The sequence below is a fragment of the Streptomyces sp. NPDC002896 genome, assembly GCF_040295225.1.
Classification (GTDB): Bacteria; Actinomycetota; Actinomycetes; order Streptomycetales; family Streptomycetaceae; genus Streptomyces.
This window is the reverse complement of the sequence record NZ_JBEOVA010000023.1, coordinates 93069-108801: the sequence shown is the minus strand read 5'-3', so window position 1 is coordinate 108801 and position 15733 is coordinate 93069. Positions and strand designations below refer to the sequence as shown.

Here is a 15733-nt window from a genome sequence, read left to right as displayed (position 1 = left end):
CGACCTGCCGGAGGACGGAATCCGCGGCCGAGCGGTGAGGGCACGTTCCACCAGATGGAGGTATGAGGGCCTGCCAGGCCGCCAGACCGGGCGGCAACGGGTGCGTGCCTGCGCGTACCTACGACCGTTCGGGCTTGCGAGCCAGAAAGGTAGCGATCGTTCTCTTCATCCCCTCCTCCGGCTCCTGAACCAGTCGTGCGGTGATGGCGAGTCCGGCTTGGCGCAGCAATTCGGCGATCCGGTCTGCAGGCAGCAGGTACGACTCGTACGACACGGGATGGCCGCCATACGCCTGTGAGGGCCGCAGCCGCTCGCCGTCTCCCACATAGCCGGCCAGCATCAGGCAGCCGCCGGGCGCGAGCGTCCGCTGGAACTCGGCGTACACGACGGGCAGCAACTCCGGCGGTGTGTGGTGAGTGGAGTAGTAGGCCAGGATGCCGCCGAGTGTGTCGTCCCCGATCTCCAGCGCGGTGATCGACCCCACGGTGAAGCTCAGGCCCGGATGGGCCTGCCGGGCCAGCTCGATCATCTTCGGGGACAGGTCGACACCGAACGCGGACAACCCCAACTCGGCCAGGTGCGCGGTCACCAGACCGGGTCCGCACCCCAGGTCCGCCACCGGCCCACGGTCGGACGCCAGCACGACCTCGGCGAACGCGCCCAGCATCGCGCGTGACAACGGATCAAGCTCCGCCGGGGTCTTGACCCGTTTCAGGTAGTCGACAGCGACGGTGTCGTAGGACTCACGGACCGCAGCGAGGTAGGAGAGCTCAGTCATCCGCGCGACTCTAGCGGAGGCCAACAGGCGGCGGCCTCGGACTAATTGGGGTGATCACCAGGGGCCCGGTAGGCCATCCTGGCCCGATGCAGCACATTGAAGAGCAGCCGCTGTCCGGAGGAAACGTCAGCGACGGCGTCGTCCGCGTCGGGGATACCGTCCGACGCCCGGCAGGACCATGGACTCCAGCCGTGCACGCACTGCTCACGCATCTCCACGAGGCGGGCTTCCGCGCGGCCCCTCGCCCCCTCGGCATCGACGATCAGGGGCGGGAGGTACTGACCTTCATGCCGGGCGACGTGGTCTGGCCCGACCGATTCGCCCTGCTGGAGCCCGCACACGGGCTGGCTCGCGTCGCACGTCTGATCAGGGACTTCCACGATGCCGTGCAGGACTTCACGCCACCGCCCGACGCCCGCTGGCAGGTGCTCGTCCCCGCCGAGAGGGCCGACATCATCGCCCATCAGGACCTGGCCCCGTGGAACCTCGTGGCCGGCGGCGAGGACGAGTGGGCCTTCATCGACTGGGACACGGCCGCGCCTGGTACCCGCCTGTGGGATGTCGCCTATGCCATGCACGGCTTCATCCCGCTGTCCGCGCATCCACACTGGCAGCGCACCGATGCAGGCGACCGCCTGCGGATCTTCGCCGACGCCTACGGGCTCGACGAGGCCGAACGGCGTGACCTGGTGCCCCTGCTGGGCCGCCGTACGCGCGCCATGTACGACTTCCTGCGAGACCAGGCCGCCCAAGGCAACCAGCCCTGGGCGACCCATTGGGCGGAGGGCCACGGCGACGCCTGGCGAAGCGACGCCGAATATACCGAGCAGCGCGAAGATCAGTGGCTGCGTGCTCTGCTCGCCGCCTGAGCCTGGTCGTCACTCGTCATCCGGAGTCGTTCGAGCCTCGGCGCGTGCGCGCGGCCTCGCGACCGGGGTACGCGCGGCCTCACGACCAGGTGCGCGCGTGCCGCGTGCCTCAGCTGAGGCTCCACGTGTGGCCCAGCCAGTAGGCCGCGCACATGTTGACATCGAGGATGTACGCGCCTGCGGTGCCGCACTGCTGTGAACCGCTGCCCGGATCGACGGGCTGTCCGTGGCCCATGCCGGTGATGCTGTACGTCTCCACGACAGCCTTGCCGGCCGGGTCCCGGAAGACCTGGTGCGGGTAGCCCGCTACGGTGTCACTGAGGTCCGCGGTCTGGTCCGCTCCCTGCACATTGGTCCACTGCTTCATCAGATCCGTCATGTTGACCGGTTTCACCGTGTAGTCGGCCGTCCCCTGGAAGACCGTCAGAGTGGGCCAGGGGCCGGTGTACCCCGGCCGCGCGGCCCGTACCCGATCGCCCCACTGCTGGGCGGTCTGCGTCGCGCCGACATACATGCACACGTACGGGGATCCGGCGGCCTGCGCGCATCCGTACGGCAGTCCGGCGACGACGCCGCCCGCGGTGAACTTCTCCGGGTACGTCGCCATCATCACGGCCGTCATGCCTCCGCCCGCGGAGAGGCCGGTGACGTAGACACGGGAGGCGTCGCCCGAGACGTCGGAGAGCTGCCGGTCGACCATCTGCGCGATCGAGGCGGCTTCCCCCTGACCGCGCTGCATGTCGCCGCTCTGGAACCAGTTGAAGCAGGACGACGCGTTGTTGGCGCTCTGCTGCTGCGGCAGGACGACCGAGAAGCCCCAGCGGTCGGCGAGCTCGGTCCAGCCGCTCCCGGTGCCGTATCCGGCGGCGTTCTGCGTGCAGCCGTGCAGGGCGACGACGACGGGCCGGCCGGCGGGCAGCCCGTCGGGGACATAGCGGAACATCTTCAGCGCACCGGGGTTGGTGCCGAAGCCGGTTACCTCCGCGACGGACGCGGCGGAGGCATGCGGCGCAGGGAGGAAGAGGACGCAGAGGAGGGCGGCCAGCACGGCCACCAGTCCTCCGCGGGAACGGGGTGTTGCGGCTCTGGTGGGGGTCATGCCGCGGGACTGTAGGAGCTGGACCGGGGCGCCGACATGGACCCGGACACCACAACGCGCCTCGCCGGCCTGTGGTTCACGCGATGTCTGCCGTCGGGTCGACACGCGGCACGCGGCACGCGGAGGCGAGGCGCTGTCGCGGTGTCCGGCGAAGGCTGTCAGGCTCTCTCAGGAGCAGGCGGCAGGCAACGAGATCGGAGCGCGCATGACGACGGACGGGGGTACGGCGAGCGAGGCGTCACCGGCCGCCACGGGGGAGACGACGCGGGTGGCCGGGGTCGAGGTGAAGCCGGTCGCGGGCCATATCGGAGCGGAGATCACGGAGTCGACCTGGCGGATCATCTGGATGAGGCGGTCGTCGCGGTGATCCGGGCGGCGGTGCTGCGCTGGAAGGTCGTCTTCTTTCGCGGACAGCGTCTGGATCACACCGCGCATGTGGCGTTCGCGCGCCGGTTCGGTGAACCCGTCGTCCTCGGGAAGCGCGGCAGTGCGTCGCCGCCGGACGTTCCCGAGGTCGAGACGACGGCCGACCGGCTGGAGCTGGGCGGGCGTTACGGCATGGAGCACTCCGAGTGGCTGCAGCGGCGCCGCCACATCCCGCTGCGCGGTTGGCACTGCGACCACGGAGCCCGTATCGACCCGCCGGCCGCCACGATCCTGCGTGCCGAGACCGTCCCCCCGTACGGTGGTGACACGACCTGGTCGAATCTGGCGGCCGCGTATGAGGGGCTGTCCAGGCCGGTACGCGAGTTCGTGGACGGCCTGCGGGCCGAACACCGGCTGGGCGTCGGGTATCAGGCGCGGCCGGGTGACGATGCCTATGTGCGTCATCTGCTCGACCATCAGGTGGCGTCGGTGCATCCGCTGGTGCGGGTGCACCCGGAGACGGGCGAGCGGGTGCTGTTCGTCAACGGCTACTACCTGGAGCAGATCCAGGACGTCTCGCGTGCGGAGAGCCGGCTGCTGCTCGAGATGCTGCTGGAGCAGGCGACCCGGCCCGAGTACACGGTTCGCTTCCGTTGGGAGCCGGGCAGTGTGGCCTTCTGGGACAACCGGTCCACCATGCACTTGGCCCCCGGCGACACCGCCCACCTGGATCATCCGCGGGTGATGCACCGGGTGATGCTGGCCGGGGACGTGCCGGTCGGGGTCGACGGGAAGCCTTCGGAGGCGATCGTCGGCAGTGAGCCGCAGCGCTGGTGACGAGCAGCGTCTGACGCCGCCGAGCCGTGTGTGCTGCGGCTTCCTCAGCGTGGCCCGGCTCGGAGACCTCGCGTCTCTACCGGGTGATCGGCTCGCCGGTGATCACCGGGCGGACCTTGGCGAGCATCAGGTCGAGGAACTGGTCGGGGTGCCGGAAGGACGCGAAGTGGCTGGCGCCTTCGATGAGCGCGAAATCCTTGGCCGGGGCGGTCGCAGCGTCGAAGAAGGACCTGGCCGGCTCGGGCGGGGTGAGTACGTCGCTGTCGCCCTGGAAGACGAAGAACGGGATCTGGAACGCGGTGCCTTCGGCCCACTCGTCGATGGTCATGGCCTCAGGTCCGATCTGCTCCGAGAAGTTCATGCCCTTCAGGTAGTGTCGCAGTTCGCGAAGCGTGTGCAGGGGTGAGAACCACAGCGAGCGGATCACCACGGCCTTCATGGTGTCGTAGGTGAGCGGGTCGGAGGTGACGGCGAGCTTGTTGAACTCCGACCACTGGTGCGTGCTCCAGGCCGAGGCGTCGCGGCCCATCGCGGTGACGGCGGCGAGCTCCTTGCGCCTGCCCGCCTTCTGGAGGCGGGCAACCAGGGCGTCGTAGGCCGAGCGGTCGCGTCCGCCCGCGATGATGTTCTGGTCGGTGCCGACGTACGCGGAGTACAGCTCGGGGTGGCTGCGGGCCAGACGGAGGCCGAGCACGGTGCCGAGGGAGTTGGCCACCAGCAGGACCTTGTCGACGCCGAGCCGGGCGCGGACGTGCTCGGTCACTTCGACGGCATCCCGGTGGAGTCGTTCGAGGGTCATCTCGCCCTGCCCGGCCGGGCCGCCGTGGCCGAAGGTCTTGCCGGCGCCGCGCATGTCCCAGCGCAAGATGGTGAAGTGCCGCTCCCAGGCGCGGGTGCGCGGGGCGAAGACCAGGTTGGATGCGCCGGGGCCGCCGTGGATCTCCAGGATCACCGGGTTGCTGAGGTCGTCCCCGCGGACCGAGATCCACTGGTCGATGCCGCCGATGCGGACGAGGCCGGACTCGTCGATGCCTCCCGTCGTCGTGATGCGCAGCTGCTTGGTGTGGGCCGCCCGCTTGAGCTGCCGGTAGCCCAGCAGGCCGGCGGCTGGGCCGGCGAGGAGGGTCGTGGCTGTGGCGGTGACGATAGTGCCGATCATGGAATCCCCCTAAACTGTTTACGCCATAAGCGGTATCGCTTACGGTATATACAGTTGGGGTGGGCGTCAACAGGCCCTCGCAGACCGCTGCCGATAGGGGACCGACATGGCCAAGGACGCCAAGGCCAACAAGGCCAAGGAGAAGACACGCGATCTGCGGGGAACCCTCGCGCTGTTGTGGGGCGAACAGGACCAGCCGACCCGCGGCCCCAAGCCCAGCCTCACCCCTCACCGCATCGCCTCGGCCGCCGTGGCCCTCGCAGACGCCGAGGGACTGGACGCCGTCTCGATGAACAAGGTCGCCGCCGAGTTCGGCGTCTCGGCGATGGCGCTGTACCGCTACGTGCCCGGCAAATCCGAACTCGTCGACCTCATGGTCGAGTCCGTCCTCGCCGAAGCCCCCGACCTGTCCTCTGCAGGAAGCGATTGGCGGGACCAAGTACGGGAATGGGCCCACCAGTGCTGGAAGGTCTATCAGGCCCACCCCTGGGGTCTGGCGGCCACCGCGATGCGCCGCCAGGTCATGGGCCCCAACCAGCTCGCCTGGCTGGACGCGGCACTCGCAGCCCTGGAACCGACCGGCCTGACGGCGGCCCAGCGGCACCAGGTCTTCCTCCTCGTCGTCGGGCTGGTACGCAACCTCGCCCAGCAGCTGCTCGACTTCGACGAGGACCACAGTCGGGAGTGGAACCGCCTCACCGACGAACTGCTCGACCGGCACGCCGACCGCTTCCCCGCGCTGACCCGTGCCATCGCCGACGGCGCCTTCGCCCCCGCCGCGATCGACCCGCTCGAGTTCGGCCTCGACCGGATCCTCGACGGCGTCCAGGCGCTGATCGCCCGTACCGACGGGGTCTCGTCCTGAAGTGACCGGCTCGGTTGACGCAGGCAGGTGGTCGCCGGCTCGGCTTCATCAGCTGCTGGGATGATCGTTGGCCATGGGCGACAACTGGTTTCTGCAAGCAGGACATGGGACGCGTTTTGAATGGGGTCCCGTCGGCGCGGAACGCCTCGCACCAGAAGTCGCGTGCCTGGTGGTCGTCGATGTGCTCTCGTTCACCACCGCGGTGACGGTCGCGGCCGAGTCCGGGATACGGGTCTTCCCGTACCGCTGGCGTGATGAGACCGCTGCGGCGTTCGCCGACCGGATGGACGCCGTCTTGGCCGTGGGGCGCCGAAAGGCCACCCCGGTATCACCGTGGTCGCTGTCTCCGGCCGCTTTGCGACGCGCTCCCTTCACTCCACGGCTCGTACTGCCGTCGCCCAATGGATCAGCCATAGCAGCGGTGGCCCGTGGGTCCGTCGTGGTCGCGGCCTCGTTGCGGAACGGAACCGCCGTCGGCCGGTGGCTCGCCAATAACGGATATGGGACCGCGGAGCACCCTGTCGGGGTGATCGCCGCGGGGGAGCGTTGGCCCGACGGCAGCCTGCGCCCCGCGCTTGAGGACCTGCTCGGTGCGGGAGCGGTGATCACCTCGCTGCGGGAGCACGGGGCCGGCACTCTCTCCCCGGAGGCCGCCATGGCGGCCGGGGCCTTTGCCGGGACTCCCGATGTGAGTGCGGCGGTCACGGCCAGTTCCTCTGGTCGGGAACTTGCTGAGGGAGGTTTTGCCGAGGATGTTGCCGTCGCGACTGAGATGGACGCCTGCACGGTGGTTCCCGTACTCACCGGCGGAGCCTTCGCAGCCGCTGGATGACGTATGAGCAAGGGGAGGCAACCGGCCGCAACCTGCAGCCAGCAGCATGCGGTCCAGCCGCCCGCGCGCGATGAACGCACCACACCTCGTCGCCTTGGTCTGTGCCGGAGCCCGCTTCGAATGCGGCATACGCCTGAAGCGTCACGAGCCGGCCGCGTAATGAGCCTGCGGGACCACGGGTGCCGTTTCCGCCCGGCCGGGTGCTACGGAGTAACAGGGCGCTCGAAGAAGGTCTCGAGCACAACGGTGGCCTGAGTGCCGCTGACTCCTTCGATTGCGTAGATACGGCGCAGTACGTCCTGGAGTTGCTCCGTCGTCGAGGTCCTGACCTTGACCAGGACCGAAGCGCTGCCGGCGATGACGTGGGCTTCCTGGATCTCCGGAATGGCCGCGAACTGGTCACCGGAGTCACCGACCCACTTCGTCGAGTCCACCATGACGAAGGCGAGCACACCCCGTCCGATCGCTTCGGGATCGACATCGATGGCTGTCCGGCGGATGACGCCTCGCTCACGTAGCTTGCGCACCCGTTCATGTGTTGCCCCTGCGGACAGTCCAACGGCCTGCCCCAGCACCGCATACGGCTTCAAAGCGTCCTGCTGGAGGAGGACAAGCAACTGTCGATCGACGTCGTCCAACGGATCTCCTTCGGAGAAGAGCTTGATCTGTCGAATCTCATTCTGCATAGTTTGGGTTTGTTGGCTCAACATTCGGTTCGATGGTGAGGGTGGCAACATGCTCGGCGAGCGACCGCAGTTGTACGAGATCCTCGATGAGCGGTTCCGCACGGGCAGGTGCAACGCGGGCGACTCGAAGCTGGAGACCCTTTTTGAGGGCTGCCGCTGGGCCGAGGGTCCCGTCTACGTCCCCGCTGGGCGGTACCTGGTGTGGAGCGACATCCCCAACGACCGCTTGCTCCGCTGGGACGAGACCACCGGGACGGTCGGCGTCTTCCGCTCACCCGCCGGTCACCCCAACGGCAACACCCTGGACAGCGAGGGCCGCCTGATCACCTGTGAGCAGGGCAACCGCCGCGTCACCCGCACCGAACACGACGGCTCGATCACCGTGATCGCCGACCGCTTCCAGGGCAAGCGGTTCAACAGCCCGAACGACGCCGCCGTGAAGTCCGACGGCTCGATCTGGTTCTCCGACCCCGACTTCGGGATCACCAGCGACTACGAGGGCCACCGTGCCGAGAGCGAGATCGGCGCCTGCAACGTCTATCGCGTAGATCCCAGCAGCGGCGAAGTGCGGCTGGTCGCCGACGGCTTCCGCGGCCCCAACGGCCTCGTCTTCTCCCTCGACGAGCGCCGGCTGTACGTCTCGGACAGCCGGGCCAACCACATCCGCGTCTTCACCGTCCACGAGAACGGCACCCTCACCGGCGGCGAGATCTTCACCGAGTGCGCGATCGGCAACTTCGACAACATCCGCTTCGACGACGACGGCCGGCTCTGGGCCGCCGCCATGGACGGCGGCGTGCACTGCTACGACCCGGACGGCACACTCCTCGGCCGCCTCCTGGTCCCCGACGTCGTCGCCAACATCCGCTTCGGCGGCGCCAAACGAAACCGCATGTTCATCGCTGCCGACACCACGCTCTACTCCGTCGTCATGTCTGTCACCGGCACCCCACCGCTGCCGACCGCCCGCCAGAACCAAGCCTGCCCGTAAATCACGAGAACAAGATCGACACCCGAGGCCCAGACAGCCCGACCGAGGAGCAACCGTGACCGACCTGGCGTCCATATCCCTGCAGCAGGAGATCGCCCGGGATCTCCAGGTGAGCGCGTCCTTCGACGTACGGCAGGAGATCGAGCGCCGGGTGGCCTTCCTCGCCGACCAGCTGACCTCCACGGGCCTGCGCTCGTTGGTGCTGGGCATCAGCGGCGGTGTGGACTCCATGACCGCGGGCCGGCTGTGCCAGCTCGCGGTCGAGCGCGTCCGTGCCGCCGGGAGTGAATCGACGTTCTTCGCGATGCGGCTACCGTACGGCGCCCAGGCTGACGAGAAGGACGCGCAGCTGGCGCTGGAGTTCATCCGGCCCGACCAGATCCTGACCGTCGATGTGAAGCCCGCCAGCGACGCCGCGCTGGAGGCGGTGCTGGCCGGCGGCACGGTCTTCCGCGACGCGCACCACCAGGACTTCGTGCACGGCAACATCAAGGCCCGGCAGCGCATGATCGCTCAGTACGCGGTAGCGGGCGCGAACGATGGCCTGGTTGTGGGCACCGACCACGCTGCCGAGGCGGTCTCCGGCTTCTTCACCAAGTTCGGCGACGGCACGGCCGATGTGGTTCCGCTCACCGGCCTCACCAAGCGGCGTGTACGGACCATGGCGCAGGCTCTGGGTGCGCCGTCCGCGCTGATTCAGAAGACCCCGACCGCAGACCTGGAGACACTGAACCCGGGCAGGCCCGACGAGGAGGCGCTCGGCGTCACCTACGACGACATCGACGACCTGCTGGAAGGCAAGCCGGTCGATGAGGCCGCCTTCGTGGCTGTCGTCCGCCGCTACCGGCTCACGGAACACAAGCGACAGCTGCCGATCGCCCCCTGAACGCGGCGTCGTCGTGGGTCTGCATCGAAGATCGCGCGCCGGAGCGGTTCAGCCGCCGTAAGGACGGGTGGGCCGTCGGCGCCAGCCGCGAAGGGCCTTCAGGCACACCCCGAGGGCCAGGGACTGGACCAGGGCGGAAATGATGATCCCGCCGATGAAGAACCACGCAGGCGCTTCCGTGCCCCACACCGCCTCGCCGATCGGTAGGACGAAGAAGAAGGCGGGGCAGGTGAAGAGCGCCGGCCACACCCAGATCAACGAGTCGCCCCCGTTCTCCGACCACAGCGGTTCGGTCGCGGAGATCCCGACGGCGGCGCCGACCAGTCCGAGGTAGACCGCCGAGGCGGGGTTGCCGAACATCAGGCGTACGAGGGTGCGTGTCGGGCGACCATTCATCGGTTCTCCCCTTGGGGCGTCGTGTGTCCCCATCGTCGGGCGGAACCATGGCAGTGTCGTGAGTACCCGTACTCAGCTCAGCCCGGCCGGCCGCGGCGCCCTGCTCGAGACGCCATCAAATGACCAGCCACCGTGTAACAAAGGCTCCGTCGGACACTGATCACGGGGCTAGGCTGGTCGAGTGGCGGGGGACGCGGGCTTCGACATCCTGTTGGCGCGGTTGTCAGATCGCAGGAAGCTGGGCATCGCGGCCCTGGCCGGGCTGGCCGAAGTCGCCGAGTCGGAGCTGCAGATGGTGCTTCGCGGCGGGGTGCCGAGCCCGTCGTTACTCCGGCAGCTTGCGCCCGCACTGCGTCTGCATGCGGCAGACCTCTTTGCGATCGCGGGGGGCGCGGTACCCGACGATCTTGCCCCCGTAGACACGGCGGCCGGAAAATGTGTTCCCCGCCTCGTACGGCATGCCATGCTCCTGCCGACGCAAAAGCGGAGCGACTTGCGCCGGCTCGTGGCGTCGCTGCCGCAGGCGGAGCGTGCGCAGCCTCCTCCCAGGCCGCCGGTACATGAGCAGTACCCGGCGGGCCCCGGCGCCCTGCTGCTGCGCATGCTCAGGAATCGGAACCTTGGCTGGACAGGCATAGCTCAGACATTCCTACTCGTCACTGGGCGGTATTGGTCCGCTTCCACATACGGGATGGTGGGCCACGGCCGCACACCGTTGACGCCTGAGCTCCTGGTCGACTTCTCCACCGTGCTGGGTATCCCCGCCAACGACTTGGTCGCTCTGACCGGCGTCGCACTTTCCGGCGGGCCCCCGGCGCCGGAGCCGGTAGCGGCGGGCGTGGCCGAGCTGATCTGGGACGTACGACGCCTGACCGCTCATCAACTCCGGCGCGCCAGCGCCGTCGCGGAATCCATGTGGCAGCAGTTGCCGGACAGACAGAGCGATGGACCCGCTTCGTGACCCATCACGACAAGGCGGATCCTTCCCCAGAGCGACACCGGGCAGTATCGAGCGTCTCTGAATGGCTTAGCGATCCCATGGGTTACACAGGACCAGAGCGTGTAAAACCGCCCCATGTCGCCAATCGTCTTCGTGCCCTGGTGCCGATGGGCAAAGCCGTCGGCCCGCGTGACACGTCCCTCCGGACGCTGGCCGGTCAGGCCGGTAAGACCTGGCCGGGGAGGGTGCCCGACGTCGCCTGGGCGCCGGGCGTGCGCGTCACACCCTGCCACAGCATCACTACGGTTGGCTAATCCAACTGGTGAGCCTGTGCCGGCCAGGCATCCGACGATGTATCCAGCCTTACCGCAGCCGGGCGGTCTCCAGCAGTTCGCGGGCCATTCGCTGTGCGGGCTTCGCGGTCTGTTCGGCGACGCGCCGGAAGGTCTCTTGGGCGGGGCGGGCCGGCCAGTCGGGGGGAAGGTGCCGGGCGGGGAGCCGGGGGTCGGTGCGGATGGTCCCGAGCCATTCGCTGACCAGGCGTAGGCGCGTCCCGATCGGGTCGTCTCCGGATCCCGCGCCCAGGTGGGCGGTCCAGCGCTTGTCGAAGGTGACGTAGCGGGCGGCGATGCTCTCCAGGTCCCAGGTGTCGCGGATCATCAGCTCGATGTCGGTGGCCTCGTCCGCCTGGGCGTGGAAGATCTTGACGTGGGCGGACAGTCCGAGTTCGGATGCGACGGCGGCGACGTCGATATTTCCGGGGGCGATCCACAGTCCGCTGTACAGCGCGCCGAATCCGGACCAGGCGAGCCGCGAGCGCAGGTCGTGGCGCTGGCGCTTCCAGGAGTCGGGGAGGGAGAAGCCCAGCAGCGTCCAGGAGCCGTCCCAGTCGTCGTTGACGGCACCCTGCTGCCAGATACGGGTGCGGCCGTCCTGTAGGACGCGCGTCGCCTGCGGGGTCAGGCCGAAGTACATCCTGCGGCCCTCCCGTTGGCGCCGCAGCAGGCCCCGGTTGACCATGCGGGTCAGCGTGGAGCGTACGGCCTGTTCACCCACCCCGACGCGGCCGAGCACGTCGATGATGCTGCCCGAGTAGACGCACAGGTCGCCCTCTTCCAGGACGTGGTTGCCGAAGAAGGCGAGCATGAGCGACTGCGGGCGCGGCTGCGGGCCGTCAGGGGTGTCCGTGGCGTTCATGATGTCGTCGTCTTCCACGGTGGCTAGCGTACGGCCGCCAGTCGTCGGTGCGGCGGGCGGCCGTACGGCGTCACTGGCCGTCGGTGGGGTGGGCAAGGTCGTACGGCCGCAGGTACGGGGTGGGGCGGTAGGGGACGTAGCGGGCCGGGGTCGAGGGATCGGCTGCCGCGGCACGGGAGTTGAGGGCCTCGGGGTCGGTGCCGTGCCAGCTGCCGGTGGTGAGGCGGTCCTCCAGGGTGTGCAGGGCGGCGAGCTGTTCGGCGGGGCTGAAGGTGCAGTGTCCGGCGTTGTCGACGTACGCCTGACGGAGGAGAGGCGCGGAACCGGCGGCGGTGACCGCCCGGCGCAGGGCGCTCTCGGTCTGGACAGGGACGAGGGCGTCGCCGATGGTGTGGATGTCGAACTGCGGTCTGGTCAGCCTGCCGGAGAAGGAGCTGGTGCGGCTCATCCACGCGACGGCGGCCGGATCGGCGCTGGTGCGCGGAGCGCGGTTCAGGGTGGCCAGGTCGGCACGCAGGGAGAGCCCGGCCTTCTCGTACAGCTCGGTGACCTCCTTGCGTACGGAGGACTGGCCGAGCAGCTTCGCGTAGTCGACTCCGGTGTTCCAGGACATGTTGCCGCCCGCCCGGACCTCGGCCTCCTGCCGCCGGTTGAAGGCGGCGATCTTCAGCAGGCCCTTGACGGCCTCGTACTGGTTGGCCTGCTGTCCGTCCCAGTCGGTCGCGGCGGGCCGGGTCTGCGTCGGCTGGTTCCAGACCGGGATGTTGTGCAGGGCCGCGGCCAGGGCGATCCGGGCCCGCCCGGCGGCCGTCGACTGCGCCGAGTCGACCACGGCCGTCAGGGCGTTCGCCGCGCTGGTGGCGGCCGCCTGGTCGGGCAGATCGGTCAGGGGGACGTCGGAGTCGGGTGCGAGGAGCGTCTTGAGGGCGAAGACGGGGTCGAGAGTGTTGTTCCAGTTGGCGACGCCGCCGTGGACGAGGCCGCACATGGACACCGAACCGTCGATCCGGTCCGGATGGCGTTCGGCGATGGCGGTGGTGACCAGTCCGCCGTACGACCTGCCCCAGGCGATGGTGCGGCGGGCGGTGCCGAAGCGGTCGGTGAAGGCGGAGAGGGTGGCGAGCTGATCGGGTACCGCGTCCGTCACCGCCCAGCCTGTGGTGGCGTACGAGGAGCCGATGAGCGCGTAGCCCTTCTCGAGCAGGAGGGCCTTCGTGGCGTCGTCCGGGGCGTCCTGGGCGGGGTTGGGCGCGCCAGCCTGGGTGTAGCCGTGGCTGTAGAGCAGGACGGTGCCGTTCCACCCGTCGGGCACATCCATCATGTACGTCGCGCCGGAGGGCAGTTGGCCCTCCACGTGGGCCGTGTCCGCCGTGGCCGCCGCGGCCGACGGGGGTGAAGCAGTGACGGCGAGCAGGAGGGCTGCCGCGCAGGCGGTACGACGTGCGGTGCGGGCACGGGTGCCGGTCGTCATGCAGAGATCTCTTCCGTGTGGGGGGCGGTGGCGCGTTCGGCGGTGTCGGCAAGGGACGTCCGGCTGGTCTCGCGCACGAACCAGACGGTCAGCGCGGTGACGAGGGAGCCCCCGCAGATCAGCAGGGCGACGGGGGTGCCGCCCCCGCTCCCCGCCACCAGGCTTCCCGCGATCATGGGGGAGAAGCCGGCGCCGACGAGGGTGGCGCCCTGGTAGCCGAGGGAGGCGCCGGTGTAGCGGACCCGGGTGCCGAACATCTCGGTGAGCAGGGCGCCCAGCGGGCCGTACATCATGGACTGGGCGATGCCGTGTCCGAGGACGACGGCGAGGATCAGCAGCCCGGGCGACTTCGAGTCGACCAGCGCGAGGACGGGGAAGGCGAGCGCCGCCGAGGCGAGGGCTCCGGCGAGGACGACCGGGCGGCGGCCGATCCGGTCGGAGAGCGCGGAGGCGCAGGGCAGTACGACGAGGGCGACGGACGCGGAGACGGTCAGCGCGGTGAGGACCTGCGGGCGTGCGTAGCCGATGCCGGTGGCGTACGCGATCATGTAGCTGGTCAGCAGTGACTGGGCGGTGAAGGCTCCGATGCCGACGCAGCAGGCCAGCAGCACGGGACGCGGGTGCCGCAGCACGTCGAGGATCGGTAGCCGCGACTCGGCGCGGTCCTTCTTCACCTCGGCGAAGAGCGGGCTCTCCACGACCTTGAGCCGTACGAAGAGTCCGACGCCGAGCAGCACCACGCTCAGCAGGAACGGTACGCGCCAGCCCCAGGCCGCGAACTCGTCCTTGGGCAGGGTGACGACGAACGTGACGACGGCGGTGGAGAGCAGGGAGCCGAGCGGGGCTCCCATCTGCGTGAAGCTGGACCACAGGCCGCGGCGCCGCTCCCCGGCGTGCTCGACGACCATCAGGGTGGCACCGCCCCATTCACCGCCGATGGCGATGCCCTGCACGACGCGCAGGGTGATCAGCAGGACCGGCGCCCACACGCCGATCGTGTCGTATGTGGGCAGCAGGCCGATGAGGAAGCTGGCGCCGCCCATCAGGCCCATGGTGAGCAGCAGCATGGACTTGCGGCCGAGCCGGTCGCCGAAGTGCCCGAAGAGGATGCCGCCGAGCGGGCGGGCGACATAGCCGGCGGCGAAGGTGCCGAACGCGGCGATGGTGCCTACGGCGGGATCGGCGCCGGGGAAGAACAGTTCGCCGAAGACGAGGGCGGCGACGGTTCCGTAGACGAGGAAGTCGTAGAACTCGACGGCGGTGCCGAGGAGTCCGGAGAGAGCGACCCGGCGCAGTTGCCGGGTTCGTTCGGGGGTTGTGGACGGTGATGCGACGGGGGACGTGGGCATCGCGGTCTCCCTTGACCGGGGGAAGGACACCGCGAACTTAGGCTCCTGCGTCACCATCGTCAATAAAGTGCACAACATTGCCTCCTGTGGGCGGTAGCTCCGGCATCGGTGAGGCCTCGGCCGCACGCTTCGCGGCGGACGGCGCAGAGGTGGTCATCACCGGACGCCACCAGGACCGACTGGACAAGGCCGTCGAGCGGATCGGCGGCCACGTGACGGCGCACCGCATGGACGGCTCCGTACCGGCGGACGTCGACGCCTTCTTCGAGGGCTCAGGCCCGGTGGACCACCTCGTACTGGCACTGAGCGGCTCCGCGGGCGGCGGACCGCTCGCCGAGCTGGATTTGAAGGACCTGGCAGCCGGGTTCGACGGCAAGTTCTGGCCGTACGTGCGCATCCTGCAGGCCGCCCTGCCGCGGCTGCGCGAGGACGCGTCCGTGACGCTCGTGACCGCCGCCTCCGCCCGCGCGGCCTTCCCCGGCACGGCCGGACTCGCCGCTGTCAACGGCGCGCTGGAGGCGATGGTTGCACCCCTCGCCGCAGAACTGGCGCCGCTGCGGGTCAATGCCGTGTCGCCGGGCGTCGTCGACACCGCGTGGTGGGACCACGTGCCCGCCGAACAGCGCCGCGCACTCTTCGACGGGCTGGCCGCCGTCACCCCTGTGGGCCGCGTCGGCCGGCCCGACGACATAGCCCAGGCCGTGCACGCCCTGGCCGCCAACGCCTTCATGACGGGCGTCGTCCTGGACTGCACCGGCGGGGCAAACCTCTCCATGGGCCGATAGTTCGCTCGGCCACGCCACACGGGACGTACCCGCGTGGCACGGGAACGTTCCATGGCGCCAGGCGGCCACCATCGGCCACTTCGTGGCCGCGGCCGGCGCGGGAACCGACAGCACGACCCCCGCCACCGGGCCGAGAAGCTGGTGGCGCCGGCCGGTTACGTAAGCCGTCGCCCGGCGGTACCCACGGCCTGTGCGAGGCGACGGCACACCGCACCGGCCCACCGGTT

Annotated in this window: 15 protein-coding genes and 1 pseudogene; 8 read left to right on the top strand and 8 right to left on the bottom strand. The window is 69.5% G+C overall.

All coding sequences use genetic code 11. The features are described 5' to 3' along the window. Positions 1 to 118: 118 nt before the first annotated feature. Complete coding sequence (locus tag ABT009_RS33130) at positions 119 to 778, bottom strand: class I SAM-dependent methyltransferase (protein ID WP_351303420.1); 660 nt, start codon at positions 776 to 778, stop codon at positions 119 to 121. 86 nt (positions 779 to 864) lie between these two features. Here ABT009_RS33130 and ABT009_RS33125 point away from each other — a divergent pair, with 86 nt between their 5' ends. Beyond that, on the top strand, positions 865 to 1647 hold the full coding sequence (locus ABT009_RS33125; protein ID WP_351303417.1) for a phosphotransferase enzyme family protein: 783 nt from the start codon (positions 865 to 867) through the stop codon (positions 1645 to 1647). Positions 1648 to 1756: 109 nt separating this feature from the next. Here the strand turns inward: ABT009_RS33125 and ABT009_RS33120 are convergent, their stop codons facing one another. Next, positions 1757 to 2746, bottom strand: coding sequence for an extracellular catalytic domain type 1 short-chain-length polyhydroxyalkanoate depolymerase (locus ABT009_RS33120; RefSeq protein ID WP_351303414.1), 990 nt, complete (start codon positions 2744 to 2746; stop codon positions 1757 to 1759). Between the two features lie 205 nt (positions 2747 to 2951). On the opposite strand from ABT009_RS33120, the pseudogene ABT009_RS33115 reads away from it, so the two are divergent. Next, a pseudogene (locus ABT009_RS33115) lies at positions 2952 to 3949 on the top strand (TauD/TfdA dioxygenase family protein). Between the two features lie 76 nt (positions 3950 to 4025). Here the strand turns inward: ABT009_RS33115 and ABT009_RS33110 are convergent. Continuing rightward, positions 4026 to 5108 carry an alpha/beta fold hydrolase gene (locus tag ABT009_RS33110; RefSeq protein ID WP_351303411.1) on the bottom strand — a complete coding sequence of 361 codons (1083 nt, stop codon included), beginning with the start codon at positions 5106 to 5108 and terminating at the stop codon, positions 4026 to 4028. Between the two features lie 106 nt (positions 5109 to 5214). On the opposite strand from ABT009_RS33110, the gene ABT009_RS33105 reads away from it, so the two are divergent. Both ABT009_RS33105 and ABT009_RS33100 read left to right on the top strand, forming a co-directional pair. Continuing rightward, positions 5215 to 5973, top strand: coding sequence for a TetR/AcrR family transcriptional regulator (locus ABT009_RS33105; protein ID WP_351303408.1), 759 nt, complete (start codon positions 5215 to 5217; stop codon positions 5971 to 5973). 73 nt (positions 5974 to 6046) lie between these two features. Continuing rightward, positions 6047 to 6805 (top strand): 2-phosphosulfolactate phosphatase, encoded by a 759-nt coding sequence (locus ABT009_RS33100; protein ID WP_351303405.1) that lies wholly within the window; start codon positions 6047 to 6049, stop codon positions 6803 to 6805. A 203-nt stretch (positions 6806 to 7008) separates the two neighbouring features. Here the strand turns inward: ABT009_RS33100 and ABT009_RS33095 are convergent, their stop codons facing one another. Beyond that, positions 7009 to 7443 (bottom strand): Lrp/AsnC family transcriptional regulator, encoded by a 435-nt coding sequence (locus ABT009_RS33095; RefSeq protein ID WP_351303526.1) that lies wholly within the window; start codon positions 7441 to 7443, stop codon positions 7009 to 7011. A 97-nt stretch (positions 7444 to 7540) separates the two neighbouring features. Here ABT009_RS33095 and ABT009_RS33090 point away from each other — a divergent pair, with 97 nt between their 5' ends. Beyond that, positions 7541 to 8482, top strand: a complete 942-nt coding sequence (locus tag ABT009_RS33090; protein WP_351303402.1) for an SMP-30/gluconolactonase/LRE family protein — start codon at positions 7541 to 7543, stop codon at positions 8480 to 8482. A gap of 55 nt (positions 8483 to 8537) precedes the next feature. Beyond that, on the top strand, positions 8538 to 9368 hold the full coding sequence (gene nadE / locus ABT009_RS33085; RefSeq protein ID WP_351303399.1) for an NAD(+) synthase: 831 nt from the start codon (positions 8538 to 8540) through the stop codon (positions 9366 to 9368). Positions 9369 to 9416: 48 nt separating this feature from the next. On the opposite strand, the gene ABT009_RS33080 is transcribed toward nadE, so the two are convergent. Next, complete coding sequence (locus tag ABT009_RS33080) at positions 9417 to 9764, bottom strand: SCO4225 family membrane protein (RefSeq protein ID WP_351303396.1); 348 nt, start codon at positions 9762 to 9764, stop codon at positions 9417 to 9419. A 181-nt stretch (positions 9765 to 9945) separates the two neighbouring features. On the opposite strand from ABT009_RS33080, the gene ABT009_RS33075 reads away from it, so the two are divergent. Then, on the top strand, positions 9946 to 10725 hold the full coding sequence (locus ABT009_RS33075) for a hypothetical protein (RefSeq protein WP_351303393.1): 780 nt from the start codon (positions 9946 to 9948) through the stop codon (positions 10723 to 10725). A 342-nt stretch (positions 10726 to 11067) separates the two neighbouring features. Here the strand turns inward: ABT009_RS33075 and ABT009_RS33070 are convergent, their stop codons facing one another. The 3 genes from ABT009_RS33070 to ABT009_RS33060 form a co-directional block, all read right to left on the bottom strand. Continuing rightward, positions 11068 to 11901 (bottom strand): PaaX family transcriptional regulator, encoded by an 834-nt coding sequence (locus ABT009_RS33070; protein WP_502990015.1) that lies wholly within the window; start codon positions 11899 to 11901, stop codon positions 11068 to 11070. Between the two features lie 70 nt (positions 11902 to 11971). After that, positions 11972 to 13372: an alpha/beta hydrolase family protein gene (locus tag ABT009_RS33065; protein WP_351303389.1), complete on the bottom strand. Its 1401-nt coding sequence runs from the start codon at positions 13370 to 13372 to the stop codon at positions 11972 to 11974. Further along, positions 13369 to 14721, bottom strand: coding sequence for an MFS transporter (locus ABT009_RS33060; RefSeq protein ID WP_351303386.1), 1353 nt, complete (start codon positions 14719 to 14721; stop codon positions 13369 to 13371). The genes ABT009_RS33065 and ABT009_RS33060 overlap by 4 nt, the downstream gene beginning before the upstream one ends. Before the next feature lie 77 nt (positions 14722 to 14798). Here ABT009_RS33060 and ABT009_RS33055 point away from each other — a divergent pair, with 77 nt between their 5' ends. Beyond that, on the top strand, positions 14799 to 15506 hold the full coding sequence (locus tag ABT009_RS33055; protein WP_502990012.1) for an SDR family oxidoreductase: 708 nt from the start codon (positions 14799 to 14801) through the stop codon (positions 15504 to 15506). Positions 15507 to 15733 lie beyond the last annotated feature (227 nt).

Coding starts and splice junctions, on each gene's coding strand:
- ABT009_RS33130 (WP_351303420.1), bottom strand. CDS start 778: ATGACTGAGCTCTCCTACCTCGCTGCGGTCCGTGAGTCCTACGACACC.
- ABT009_RS33125 (WP_351303417.1), top strand. CDS start 865: ATGCAGCACATTGAAGAGCAGCCGCTGTCCGGAGGAAACGTCAGCGAC.
- ABT009_RS33120 (WP_351303414.1), bottom strand. CDS start 2,746: ATGACCCCCACCAGAGCCGCAACACCCCGTTCCCGCGGAGGACTGGTG.
- ABT009_RS33110 (WP_351303411.1), bottom strand. CDS start 5,108: ATGATCGGCACTATCGTCACCGCCACAGCCACGACCCTCCTCGCCGGC.
- ABT009_RS33105 (WP_351303408.1), top strand. CDS start 5,215: ATGGCCAAGGACGCCAAGGCCAACAAGGCCAAGGAGAAGACACGCGAT.
- ABT009_RS33100 (WP_351303405.1), top strand. CDS start 6,047: ATGGGCGACAACTGGTTTCTGCAAGCAGGACATGGGACGCGTTTTGAA.
- ABT009_RS33090 (WP_351303402.1), top strand. CDS start 7,541: ATGCTCGGCGAGCGACCGCAGTTGTACGAGATCCTCGATGAGCGGTTC.
- ABT009_RS33080 (WP_351303396.1), bottom strand. CDS start 9,764: ATGAATGGTCGCCCGACACGCACCCTCGTACGCCTGATGTTCGGCAAC.
- ABT009_RS33070 (WP_502990015.1), bottom strand. CDS start 11,901: ATGAACGCCACGGACACCCCTGACGGCCCGCAGCCGCGCCCGCAGTCG.
- ABT009_RS33065 (WP_351303389.1), bottom strand. CDS start 13,372: ATGACGACCGGCACCCGTGCCCGCACCGCACGTCGTACCGCCTGCGCG.
- ABT009_RS33060 (WP_351303386.1), bottom strand. CDS start 14,721: ATGCCCACGTCCCCCGTCGCATCACCGTCCACAACCCCCGAACGAACC.